The sequence below is a fragment of the Candidatus Syntrophosphaera sp. genome (assembly GCA_019429425.1).
Classification (GTDB): Bacteria; Cloacimonadota; Cloacimonadia; order Cloacimonadales; family Cloacimonadaceae; genus Syntrophosphaera.
Genome location: JAHYIU010000073.1, coordinates 1 through 12,630, shown reverse-complemented (window position 1 = coordinate 12,630; position 12,630 = coordinate 1). Strand labels below are relative to the sequence as shown.

Annotated in this window: 10 protein-coding genes; 5 read left to right on the top strand and 5 right to left on the bottom strand. The window is 56.2% G+C overall.

Going from position 1 to position 12,630, the window contains the following annotated elements; all coding sequences use genetic code 11:
- Nucleotides 1–229 precede the first annotated feature (229 nt).
- The 4 genes from K0B87_07720 (at nt 230) to K0B87_07705 (ending at nt 4,340) form a co-directional block, all read left to right on the top strand.
- Entirely contained in the window at nt 230–1,084 is an 855-nt protein-coding gene (locus tag K0B87_07720; protein ID MBW6514628.1) for a hypothetical protein, read from the top strand.
- Nucleotides 1,065–2,063, top strand: a complete 999-nt coding sequence (locus K0B87_07715) for a hypothetical protein (GenBank protein ID MBW6514627.1) — start codon at nt 1,065–1,067, stop codon at nt 2,061–2,063. The genes K0B87_07720 and K0B87_07715 overlap by 20 nt, the downstream gene beginning before the upstream one ends.
- 23 nt (nt 2,064–2,086) lie before the next feature.
- Nucleotides 2,087–3,085: an ADP-ribosylglycohydrolase family protein gene (locus tag K0B87_07710; GenBank protein MBW6514626.1), complete on the top strand. Its 999-nt coding sequence runs from the start codon at nt 2,087–2,089 to the stop codon at nt 3,083–3,085.
- A 430-nt stretch (nt 3,086–3,515) separates the two neighbouring features.
- Nucleotides 3,516–4,340 (top strand): hypothetical protein, encoded by an 825-nt coding sequence (locus tag K0B87_07705; protein MBW6514625.1) that lies wholly within the window; start codon nt 3,516–3,518, stop codon nt 4,338–4,340.
- A gap of 85 nt (nt 4,341–4,425) precedes the next feature.
- Here K0B87_07705 and K0B87_07700 read toward each other — a convergent pair whose 3' ends face one another.
- From K0B87_07700 to K0B87_07685, 4 genes are all read right to left on the bottom strand, one after another.
- Nucleotides 4,426–4,608 carry a hypothetical protein gene (locus K0B87_07700; protein ID MBW6514624.1) on the bottom strand — a complete coding sequence of 61 codons (183 nt, stop codon included), beginning with the start codon at nt 4,606–4,608 and terminating at the stop codon, nt 4,426–4,428.
- A 739-nt stretch (nt 4,609–5,347) separates the two neighbouring features.
- Entirely contained in the window at nt 5,348–6,562 is a 1,215-nt protein-coding gene (locus K0B87_07695) for a hypothetical protein (protein MBW6514623.1), read from the bottom strand.
- On the bottom strand, nt 6,550–7,038 hold the full coding sequence (locus K0B87_07690) for an RNA polymerase sigma factor (GenBank protein ID MBW6514622.1): 489 nt from the start codon (nt 7,036–7,038) through the stop codon (nt 6,550–6,552). Before K0B87_07690 ends, K0B87_07695 begins: the two co-directional genes overlap by 13 nt.
- A gap of 120 nt (nt 7,039–7,158) precedes the next feature.
- Nucleotides 7,159–8,544, bottom strand: a complete 1,386-nt coding sequence (locus tag K0B87_07685; protein MBW6514621.1) for a class II glutamine amidotransferase — start codon at nt 8,542–8,544, stop codon at nt 7,159–7,161.
- Nucleotides 8,545–8,889: 345 nt separating this feature from the next.
- Between K0B87_07685 and K0B87_07680 the strand changes: the two genes are divergently transcribed.
- Entirely contained in the window at nt 8,890–11,061 is a 2,172-nt protein-coding gene (locus K0B87_07680; protein ID MBW6514620.1) for a BamA/TamA family outer membrane protein, read from the top strand.
- 27 nt (nt 11,062–11,088) lie between these two features.
- On the opposite strand, the gene K0B87_07675 is transcribed toward K0B87_07680, so the two are convergent.
- Nucleotides 11,089–12,420, bottom strand: a complete 1,332-nt coding sequence (locus tag K0B87_07675; GenBank protein MBW6514619.1) for a hypothetical protein — start codon at nt 12,418–12,420, stop codon at nt 11,089–11,091.
- Between the last annotated feature and the right edge of the window lie 210 nt (nt 12,421–12,630).

Here is a 12,630-nt window from a genome sequence, read left to right as displayed (position 1 = left end):
ATCAGTCAGGTCATGCAAATCTGCCTCAGTAGCTCCAGACACTACGACACCTCACCTTATAGAGCCGATCTGATCGAACCATGGCAGTTGAAAATCAGGCTGGTATAAAAAATGGGGGAATGCCAGATATTTTTCCGATTGACAAAAAATCCCGGAGCGTGGACTTTGGCAAAGTCCGGTTTTGCTTCAGAGATCAAAGGTGGGGCCGGGAAGGAGAGAGTATAGCACGATGAGAGTGGACGAAGGGGATTACAGATCCTGGCGAGGCCAGTTCGGGACCCATGAACTGGATTTCACCCGCATCCTGGAAGGGATCTGGAAACTGCTCTGCGGCGATTGTTCCTGGCTGGAAGAGAGGGATGGGTTTTACCTGCTTATCGAGTTTTCCAACCGGGCGCGCCAGAAGCAGAACCAGATGATCCGGGAACTCTGCGAACTGAGCAGACGGAACCGCTGGGAGGTCCATTCCGCCCGCGCCGCTGCGCTCTTTCTGCGCCTGAAGCCGCAGGCCGGGATCCTGGGCAATAAACTGGCCGCGCTGGACGGGGAAGGCTTTTACCGCTATCTCTACAGGGTCTTGGAAAACAACCTGATCCTCTGCAACAATCAGCTCATCGAAGAACTCATCAATTCCCGGGACGCAGGGCGGTCCACCGAAACTCTGCGCAACGACGACGGATTGCCGGATGAGGCTCTCTATGAGGGGCTGACCCGGCCTGGCCGCAATTACAAAACGCTGCATGACCTGATCAACGACCTGCAGGCGCGGCTGCGGGCTTCCCAGCTTCGCGCCTGGCTCAAGGAGGACTGGGAGCCCCAGGACCTGAACGCCCTCTGCCAGTACTACGAGGCGCTGGGCAACATCGAAACAGAAAGACTGGGCCGGGAAAGCAAGGACTATGTCGATCAGATCCATTCCCGCCTCAGGAACAAATTCCGCAACTACCTGGAATACAAAGGCCTCGATACCGAGGACGCCCGGGCCTTTTTCACTCTGGAGCTGCCAAAATTATGTCAGGAAACTCCGGTGTCCGCCACATACAAAATAAGGGAGGGGGAAACAGATGTTTCGCATACTGAGTGACGACAAAGCTGAAAGCCTGTTCCAGGTCTATCTGGATTCGATCAGATCCTCCAGGGAACAAGACCTGCCCAGCTTCCCCCTGCCTGAAAAGCCATCTGCCGCAAAGGGCCAGCGAGGCAGGGAGCCGGAGTTCACCTTCTCTCCGGATAAGCTGTTGGGCAACGTCCGGCTGCTGGACGACGGGGAATATCTGGTCCATTTCCTCGTGATCGGACAGGCGGGGCGCGGGCTCTACACCGCCCTGAAAGTGAGCCCCTTCGCGTATTTTCAGGCCAAGACCGACCTGGAATTCGCGGGTTATGCCGGATCCTACATCGCTGAACTGGACAACTCTTTCCATCTGAATCAGGATGAGATCGCCGCCAGCATCATCCTGGACGACGTTGACGGCTACACCTTCATGCAGTTGGAAAGCGCCTGGGAAGCCCGCAGCGGCGAAATCGCCCACCGCTTCAGGCTGGACAAGTTCGATTCCTGGCAGGCCAGGTTTCACATCCAGGAACACGAACTAACCCTTTCCTATCGCAGCCGCAACACCCTAACCGGACTTCCTCCCACGCTCTGGATCCCGCATTTGGAGATTGGACCAGAGGACAGATGGACAACCGTGTCCAGGTCCCATGCCCCTTACAGGCGGGAAAGGATGAATGATGAATATAATCTTGTCCAGTTTGACCGGATGCCCGCTCGGAAGGACAAGGTGGAACATGTATGCGAGAAATGCGAGCAGGATATGTTTGCCGCCATTCCCGTTCAAATGTTTGAGGAACGCGACTACAGCCTGGAATTCGGCCCCGGAGGCTCGATCGTGCTGCTGCCCCACAGACGCTTCATCGGGAGGATGGTAACCATCTATTGCGATGAATACAAGGTATTCCAAGGCCTCCTGCCCAAGGTTTTGACCGTAACTGACAGGCCGGATAGCTCACTTTACAAGATCGAGGCAGGGCTGAAATTCCGGATCAGCACATCCGGATAAGAATCCCGGCACAAGGAGGGGAGATGAACAATGCGGAATTGATGAAAAGGATCGTCTACGGCGTGGCGGTCGGCGACGCGCTGGGATTTCCCTGGCAATTTGCCGGCCGGGAAAGCCGCAAACTACGGCCCGTGACAGACATGGGCGTGAGCGTGGATGCCTCGGGGCAGGTTCATCCCGCGCGGGAGGAGGAGATCGGATTGTGGTCGGACGATACCTCCCTCACCCTCTGCCTGGCCGAATCATTGGCCCGGGGCTACGACCTCGCCGATCAGGCGCAACGCTTTGTCCAATGGTACTATGAGGGCTACCTCAGCGCCCGGGACCAGGCTTTTGACGTGGGCGGACAGACCAGCAAAGCCATCCGGGTTTTGAAAGACATCCTCGCTTCAGGAGAGCATGAACGCCTGCGCGATCTGCTTTCTGAACCGGCCGAAGACGCGAACGGCAATGGTGCCCTGATGCGCATCCTGCCTCTGCTCATCCACATCCGCGATCTGGAGATCGGCGAGCAACTGCGCGTCGTCGCCGAAGCCAGCGCCCTCACGCATCCACACATCCGCAGCGTGCTTTGCTGCCTCTGGTATCTCAAATATGCCGAAAAACTGATCGACGGGGTGGATAAGTTCGAGGCCGCGCGCCATACCCAAAGCGAGATCCGGGAATTGATCGACTCCACCGCCTGCTCCACCCGCGATTGCGCGGAACTGAGGCGCCTGCTGGAAAAAGACCTCAGCCAGGGAAGCACCGATCCGGAACAAAGCCATTGCGCTGATTACATCTCTTCCGGAGGCTATGTGGTCCACACCCTGGAAGCTGCAATGTATTGCCTGCTAAACACTTCCGATTACCGGCAGTGCGTTTTGGCCGCCACCAACCTGGGAGACGACACCGACACCGTCGCCGCCGTGGCCGGAGGTCTGGCTGCACTGCTTTACGGCTATGAATCCATTCCGCCGGAGTGGATCAAAAGCCTTAAAAAACCGGAGCTTCTGGAGAGGATCGCCGGGTTGTACATTTAGTTTTTTGGCATCATATGAGGCATTGATTACAGAAGAACTATGTCAAGATGATGCGCTGAGTTTTTATGCTCTGATGACCATGGGAGGCGATTTGAGCATTGATGCTTGTGTAAACACCGCATCCGAGCAAGAGCACCCTTCGACCGGATCGAACCCGGTTCCGGGATGGCCGAAACTAATGAAAACAGGCCGGAGGGGCATTCATCTGAATCGCGAAAGCGAATTTCTGCTTGACAAAAAACGGAAGCGGTATGCCTGATGTATTAAACTATGCAACAAGGAGCGCCATATGGCCAGGACCAAAAAGAAGAGATCACTGGGCAGGATGATCCTGTCCATCCTCGTGCTGGGGATCGTCGTGGAACTTGTCAAGAAAGGCGGCAGCGCCTTCAACTTCAACCTTGAAAGATAGGGCGCAAAGGAAGCCAAGATGAAGAAGGACAAGCATCTCCGGGAACCGGAATCGCCCGCGCCCTGGCCGGAAAACCAGGCCCCCGAACCTGAGCCCGAGGCACCCAGGAAAAAGAAAACCTTTGGCAGCGTGCTGCTGACCATCCTGCTGTTCATCGTCCTGATCGGGATCGTTTTGCTGATCCTGCCTTGGGAAAAGGTGGCCAACTACACTCCGGACCAGTGGTTCAAGCGCGAATTACGGCTCAATGCCGGCCTGCCCCAGAGGGAAAAGGACGCCGTCAACGCCCTCTACAACGAGCTTAGCGCCACCCTGGGCCACGATCAGCCCGACGCGGTCCCGGACCTGAAAAAGATCGACCCCTACGACTATCTGCCAAACATGCGCCCCGAACTCAAAAAATACTCCCGGATCAGTTTACTCAAGATGCTGGAAGCTCTCAAAAAGGACATCGCGGAATCCGGGATCTTCGTCAAAAGGGACTTTTTCCTCACCAACCTGCCCGATGCCGACATCCTCCAATGGGAGGTGCAATACACCCGCTCGAGCGATCTGGAAACCCCCTCCCATCTCTTTGTGGTGAGGATCAGAAACTCCACCGGAGCAGCCATTTCCCGAGTTTTGGCGGAGATCCACATCCCGGCGGACTCAGGGCTGGAAAGCACCCTGGGCGAAAGCTCGGAATTCCGCGAAACTTTCACCCTCCTGCCCGCGGAAAGAAACTCCGCCCCAGCCGTCGAAACCTTCAGCTGCCCGATCCGCAAAGACCAGTTTGACCTATTGAATGGCAGGCCCGGGACCGCCACCCTCAAGAAGGTGTTTCTGGAGGAATTGCAATACTGAGAGGGGTTTGGGGGCAGGCTCGATCGCGTATACGATCGTTATGGCGGCCTGAAGACCGTGTCTCAGTCCGCGTAATGTCTACAGCTTATGGATAGTAGTGCACAGGTTTGATCACCCAGGGGCAGTGCAGCTTCCAGTTTCTCAGGATGTGCACATCCGGCACCTGGGCATGGGGCTCCGTATGTCTGATCCCGGTGTTGTTGCCGTCCCCTGGGTTCAGGGAAATGTTCGTGTTGGCAAGCTTGTTGGTCTCGTTGATGTTCTTCATTGTTATCTCCTTAACATCGCGTCTGCATTTATCTAACGAATGTGAAGGATATAGTGTTGGGATTATTTTTTGCTTCGCTTGGGATAAGGTGGGTTAGAAAAAAAACACACGAACCTCATGCCACGGCATTCCGCTGCGCTCCATACCGTGCTAATGCACTGTCGTCCTTCGGACTTTACCACGTTTGATCTCTATTGCTGGAGTCCATGCCCGCCAATGCTCAAATTGAATGTGTTTTTACCTGTCTGGATTGCGGGCGGGCTCGACTCCAGCGAGGTGATACCGAGGCCGCATGGTTTTTTCCAGGTTCCGTTTTTCCCTCTTTCCCCCAGTCGCCCCCCTTATCATTACGCTATCAATACGGACTCACTACGGACTTTGTCCGTAATGAGTCCGTATTGATAGCGTAATGATAAGGGGGGCCACCTAAGTGGGAGGAAGGGCGATATTGGGATAAGATGTTGTTATGGAAGTAAATACGCTTATGCTCTGTGGTTTTGGGAATGAGTGTGAAGGTTTAGGGAGAAAATCCAGGATGAAGCCGTACGTTCAGCCTGTCCCGTAGGGGCTAAGCGATGTAGCGCCGGGCTTTGAGCCCGGGCTATGCGCAATACAGTACCTTTATAGTAAGTCCCCGCCCTCCCCGACAGGCTTTTTCAGTCCCGAAAGCGCCTGTGGGGTTGCATGGATGGAGACGGCTCTGATCCCTGCCACAGAAGGATCTGGATCCGGAAAAACTTCAAAGGGTAAAGGTGGCCACGTTTTCGATGACGTTGTCGAAGCCGCTCTCATCGAAGTCAAGGTCCTTTTCGCCCCTGACCTGGATGCTGCCATCGTTGATGCGCAGTTTTCCTTGCAGGATGCTGGCGACGTCTTTGGAGGCGATGATCTCGCCGTAGTTGTCCAGGGTGGCGATCTTGGCAGAGAGGGTATCCAGTTTGATATCGTCGTCGAGGTTCAGGATGCCGGTCACCACCAGGGTGTTTTTGTCCGGCATGGCTTCCAGGCGTGCCTGGGTGATGGTTTGTTCGCAGGCCACGACGTCGGTCTTTTCCGGTTCGTAGGGAATGCCTTTGGTTTCCGGGCCCAGGCGGGAGGCCATTTCCCGCATCACGGATTTGGGGAAATAGACCGTTCCGGCCTCGAAGCGGACGTTCTTTTCCTGGATGAGTTCATGGGTCACCTCCTCGTGGAGGAAGAGGATGCCGTAGCAGGAGATGGTTTTGTTTCCCAAAGTCATGAGGGTGAAGGAGTCGATCACGGTCCCGCCGGGCACATAGTGGTAATCGAAGCGGAGGATCTTGATGCGGGTCTTTTCGGTGTCCTTGAGCACTTTTTTGAGCATTTTCTCCTGGCCTTCGTGAAAGTTGATGGGGCCGGCGACCCGGAGGGAGGCGATCTTCTGCTCAAAGAGGGCGGGATCGACATCTTTATCCAGCTTGACATGGCCGGAGACGGAAAATTCGCTGTGGTCATCCATGGCGCGGAGGTAGTCGTTGGTGATGGTGAGCTTGCCTCTGGCCTTGACGGCGCCCTCAGGCTCGATGGCGACGTTGCCGACGATGTCTTTCACCTTTTTCATGAAGATCCCGTAAAGCTTTTCCGGCACAGAAGCCGGGCCGACCATGTGCAGCCCCACCAGTTTGGCCTGCAGCAGTTCCTCCGAAATGTCCGAAGCGACGTCCAGAGGCCCGACCATGCAGAGTTTGACCCCTTCCTCGGAATCCTCCAGAAGCTGTTTGGTGATCTCCATCGGGCCGGTGTGCAGCTTGTAGCCGCCATCCAGTTCGAACAGCTTGCCCACGTTCGTCATGCTGATCCGGGAAAATTCAGCTTTGTTCTCCGGACTGACCACGAGGCAGCCCACATTATAGATTTTTCCGATCTCGCGGACCTGTTCCGCAGACGCCTGGCGGGCGTCCAATATGCCAATGTTCTTTATCAGAGTAGACATCGTTCCTCCTTCTCACTCTGCTGCATTATTTTCCTTAATTTTCCCAGGGCCTGGCTCAAGCACCAGCGCACCGTTCCTTCCGGGATCCCCAGCTCTTGCGAGATCTCGCGGCTGTTTGAGCCCAGCCAGAATTTTTGGTAGACGATCTCCCGCTCCAGGGCTGGAAGCTTGTCCAGCTTGTCTTCCAACTGGTATAAGGGGACCGGAGAGTTTGTCACCGGGGCGGCCTGGCTGGCGACGAGGCGTTCCAGCTTGCGCTTGCGGCAGATGTCCAGCCACCTGTTCTTGAGCACGGTGAACAGCCAGCTGCGCTGTTTCTGCTCGGTCATGCCGTCCAGCAACTGCTGAAAGGCCAGGCACTTGATCCAGGTATCCTGGAGCAGGTCTTCCGCGTCGTCCTCGGACCTTGTCAGTTGCAGCGCGAAATTGAGCAGCGCCCGTTCGTGCAGCCTGACGAGGTCTTGCGGGTCGGTCATTTGATTCTCCGGCGTTTCTCATACCCTGCTAACGAACGGGAAGGGCAAGGTGTTGGCAAAATTTGACCAAGGTCAAAGGATCGGGCTGGCCTCACGCGTTTCCCCTGCTCCCAAAAGAGGCTATTTTAGCAGGACCACCCTGGCCCGGAGCCGTTTTTCATCGGTCTCAGCTTTGATGAAATAAATTCCCGGTGCCAGCGGTTTTCCCCGGTCGTCTTTGCCGTCCCAGATCACGCTGATGGTGCCGGGCCTGTCGATCTGCCTGCTCCGGGACCAGACCGGCTGGCCCTTCGCGTTGCAGACCGTGGTGACCAGTTCGCCGCTGTTGGCAACGCTGATCCGCAGGGTGGTGAAGCCCCGGAAAGGATTGGGGCCGGCCACTATTGCGGGAACGATCTCCTCCGGCCTGTCCCGGGTTTGGGAGGCTGAAACGCCCAGGGCGGAGGAGTAGACTGTTTCCCTGGCAAAATCAGGATAGTGGAGCGGCTTGCGGCCGCGGTCAAAGACAACCAATTCGCGGCCTTCGAGTTCGGTATCGCCGGGCTGGGGGCCGAGGGTGCGAACCGCGTAAAATTGGCCGCCGAAAGAGCGATAGGATAGTTTGTAGCCGGAATTGGCGCCCGTCCGCGGGGTGCTGCGGTAGACGTAGAGCCGTTCGCCGTCTGACATGACGAAGTTGTAGATCCCGGAAGTTGGGCTGTCGAGATAGCTTCTCAAGCCAAGCAGGGCGTGGTTCAGGCCGCTGAGGACGTCACCGTCGCGGGCCACCACGTGGCTCATGATGTAGTGGAAGAGCACTTCCGTGTCCACCCAGTTGAGGGGGTCGGGATCCTGGAAATGATTGTTGGGATGGAGGTTGAACCAATACGGGTCCGCCTGCCTGATCCGGGCGATCATGAAGGCCCTCGCGGAATCGCAGAAGCCGTTGTGCATGAAGCTGAAGGTCCGCTTCTGGTACCCGAAGAAGAAGGGATGGTTGCCCAAAGTACGGCCCGAAGCGCTGCGGACGTGGCCCAAAACGATCACGGGCTGGCCCTCTCCGCCTCTGATCGCGTTCAGCGCCGTGTCGAGCACGTCGCCGTCTTCCGTGTCATAATGGACATCGGGATTCAGGTAGCTGCCGGTGTAATAGACCCGGTTCAGATCGGAAAAAGAGAGCACCCGCTTGTACCACATCCCGCTGGCTGAGAGTTTGGGCTGGTTTTCCGCATAGGCGGCCACGCCGTAGCCGTCGTTGTTGGAATAGGCGTTGGAATTTGCCATCAGCATGCCAAAATAGTCCCAGGGATCGTCGTATAGCCAGTATTCAGCCGCCGGGCCGCGAAGGGCAAAATCGTCCAGGGTGTGGCCCCGGGCCGCGATCAGGGCGCTCATCGCGCAGGCTGAAAGGGAGCCGAAAGGGAGGAGAGAAAAAACGCAGAGCAGGGTCACCAGGGCCAGGCAGGCAGGCGTGGCCGCACTTTGCAGGCGCGAGGATATTTCCCGGATGGCGCGGTTTTTCTTCATCTTTTTCTCCCGAACGCAGATTTGCGCCCCAAAGATCTGCTGTCAAGAAAAAGATGGGATAGGAGGAGAAAAGATCATTTCACACGGATTAAACGGATTGGACTGATTGACGGATAAAGAGAGCAGGCAATCGTAACACGGGCTGAAAAAGGCGTAACGCCCGGATGTTTCCTTCGCGTATCCTGTGGATAAGAGGCTGATTTTGTTGGAATAAGGCGGATATTTCTGAATGCCCTTTTTTTTTGCTTGACTTTTTTTAGAGTGCCAATTAAATGCCATTAGATATTGTGATGCCAGTTTTTGGGGGTGAGAACAATGCCACGTATCAGAACTTTGGTGATCTGTATGTTTTTGCTCAGTCTCCTGAGCCTGCTTGCGGCCGGGGACGAAAGGCCGTTTCGGATAATTGACATCAATGTCTGGTCCGGGACGGATTATCAAGGCCGGCTGGCATTCAGCATGTGGGAAAGCCCTTCCCTGCTCGAACAGCGTTACCAGATCCTGCTCGCCAACCTGAAAGAAGCCGATCCGGACGTCATTTTCATCCAGGAAACCAGCCCGGTGGACCGCTATACCCGGCGCCTGGCCAAGGATCTGGACATGGACCAGATCCACCAGGTCTGCATCGCCGGGATCAAGGTGCTGGGCGCGGGCCCTCCCTGGAAATTCAAGGAAGGCAATTCCATCCTGGCCAGAAAGGAGCTGAACCTGACCAGATGGGACGACTGGAAGCTTTCCGGATCCCCGGGGATCTATAGCGACAGGCTGACCATTCATTTTGACGAGACCGTTTCCGCCCTGGTGGGCAGGATCAGCATCGACGGCAAGCCGGTCTATCTCATCAGCACCCATCTCAATGCCGCCCCCCGGGACGAACAGGCACTGCTGGACAGCCTGACCTCAATGCGGGACAGCGGCGAGATCCTGAACTATGAATATGAAGAACTCTACCGGCGCTGGCAGAAAGGCATCAGACGCAGGCAGACGGAAATGGCCAGGCTGCTGGGGCGCATAAAGAGGCTGCCTGCCGGCACGCCCGTGATCGTGGGCGCGGACTTCAACGAGAAGCCGCAGTCCGACGTGGTGCGGGATTTCATCACCCGGGGACGCTTCGTGCATCTGCCCATCACGCCGGACTCTTTGGCGGTGACCTGGGACGCCGTCAACAACACGAACACCTTCTGGTCGCAGCGCTTTACCGACGCCAGGGGCAGAAAACGGGACAATTGGTACAAATTCAACGCCATCGCGGCGAAACTGCCCCGGCGCCTGGATTACATCTTCCTGAACGAGAAATTCGCGGGTACGGACAGCATCCGCAGCACCATTGTCCTGGATCAGCCCGTGGACGGCGTCTTCGCCTCGGACCACTACGGCGTCCAGGTGGACCTGGACATCAGCAAATCGCTGGAAGGGGTCCCCAAGCTGTATGGGCCCTTGGAAATCCACAAACCGAGCCTGTCCATCATGCCGGTGCCGGCACCTTCAAGCGGCAGCATGGGCCTCAACCTGGAGTTTTATCTGCTCAGCGCCCTGAAAAGGAATGAGTCTTTTTATCTGACCCTGTACGGCAATACGGAAGGCGACATGAAGTGCCGGCTGGATGTTTCCCTGCCGGACTACGACCTGAGGCAGAGGCGGAAATACGGATATGCCGTGGATCTGAGGGCGGAATACCGCAATAAGCTCAAAGCCAACTATTTTGGCCTGTGGGACACCTCGGAGTATAAGGACAGGGAATACTACACCTTGGAGGAGTGGGAAGTCAGGCCCTCTCTCAGCCGGTCTTTCAGTTCCCATTTCATCGGGCAGCTCGGATACAGGTTCAGGTCGGTGAAAATGTCCGGCTTCAAACAGGGTGGCCTGCTGGAGAACGAGTTTTTCCCGGCTGACACTTCCACGAGGCAGTATTCCAGCCTGTTCGAGAATCTCCGTTATGATACGCGCGACAGTTTTTACAACCCCTACCGCGGCCTGCTGCTGCAGCAGGAGGTGGAACCCGTGACATTATATACCCCCGACCCCGGCAAATTTATCACCGGGCTGTGGGATTCCAAGATCAAGTATACCCTCAACGCGCAATTCTACTCGGTGCTGTTCTATCCCAACACCGTTCTGGCGCTCAGGCTGCTGGGCCAGCACATCTCCAGAAACGGCGGGGATGATGATCTCCATCTGCAGTCGCTCCTTTCCCTGGGAGGCGAAAACACGCTGCGCGGCAGCCCCGCCGGCAGATACCTGGGCAACGTGATGGCCGTCGCCAATGCTGAACTGCGCTTTCCGGTCTATGGCAAGCTGGGTGGCATCCTGGCCTGGGACACGGGAAAAGTGTGGTCGGAACTGCGGGAGGCCAGCTTGAGCGATTGGCCGGGAAATCCCACGGCAGGATTGCGTTTGGAATTGCCGGACATCGACATCCTGATCAAACTGGAGCTGTCCAATTTCCTGCTGCGCTTCGACGTCGGATTTGGCCGGGAATCAACCTGCTTCCATTTCAATTTCGGGCAGGCCTTTTAGGCAAAGCCTGTAAACCTGGCCCGCAAGTCAATCGGAGTGTCTGAGCTCCGCACGCTCATAACCGTAGCGACAGCCCCACCAGTGGAGCAAAGTGGCAACCGCCCGGATCGCCATGGGCATGCAGATGTATTGGATCTTGTCCAACTCCTCCTCCGTAAAATCCTTTCCCCGGTGTTTCTGAAAATCGGTCGAGCCGCCGTGCATTTCCAGGATCCTGGCCTGCATTTCCAGGATGAAGGGATATTCTGAGAAGGGGTGTTCGGGATTGGCGTTGAAATCGCCGTCGCAGTCGTTGCTGGGAAACATGGCGGCGACCTGGTTCACGCAGTAAAACAGGTCATAAAGGAAATCCCGGCTGTCGGCAGCGGACGGCACGGGGATCAGTTCATAGCCATAGATCCTTGCCACGTCGGCGGAGGTCCATTTCACCCCGGAGCGGGCATGCAGATAGCCTCCCCGCGATTTGAGGGTGCTCTGGATGTTCCAGCCTTCGTAGGCGTCGCATTCATCATATTTATGCGCGCCCAGGACCGGAAGTATCCCATGATTGTCCGCGTGGGCGTGGGCGGGAACGCTCATGTCCGAAAGTAGATGCGCCAGCCTGCCCAGATACTTGTACTCTTCGCAATTCCCGGTCTGCCGCATCATCCTTTCCCAGTCTTCGTCGGATAGGTGCACGTGATAGGGGATCTCATAAGCGGAATATTTGCCCATTCTCCCGTAGCGGCCCAAGATCAGGACGTTGTGGCCCAGGATGTAATCGTCGACGCTGTTGATGGCGATCCGGAACTTGCTTTTGGTGCTGTACAGATTGACCGTCAGCGAGGGGACCTTGGGTTCGGCGACGGTGGCAAAGCTGTGGTCTTTGTTCTTGGTACTGAATTCCAAGGTCCGGAAATGGCGGATCCCGCTGCCATGGATCATCCTTTCCGCCTTTCTTTGCGCGGAGGGGATGTTGTGGATGGTAAATTCGCCTCCGAGCCATTTGCCTTTGACCAGATTGTGCCCGGAGCTGTTGACCGGCTCTATCATGTCCGCGTTCCAAAAATGCGTCACTGTGATGCACTGGCCCTTGATGAAATTTATCGCGATCTCGCTGATCCCTTCTATGTAGGGCACGGGGCCGCCCTTTTGGCCGTAACCGTAGATCCAGTCCTCATGGTCCTCAGCGATGGAGTGATGCAAAAGGGCGTTCACGGCGTCATGGTTGGCCAGGGTGGAATAATTATCGAAGTAATGGATATGGTTGAGATACTCGATCGCCTGCCGGACGATGTCTTCATGCACTTCTCCATTGTAGGCGGAGAGAGCGGCGCCGCCCATAAGGAAGATCAGAAGCAGCAGATACGCTTTCCTCATGACACACCTCCTTGGTTCCGATGCCATCATGCTTTCTGCCTCCAGAATACTTGAGCATATAAATAATGTCAAGTAAAATAATCCTGGCATTCCCCCATTTTTTATACCAGCCTGATTTTCAACTGCCATGGTTCGATCAGATCGGCTCTATAAGGTGAGGTGTCGTAGTGTCTGGAGCTACTGAGGCAGATTTGCATGACCTGACTGATT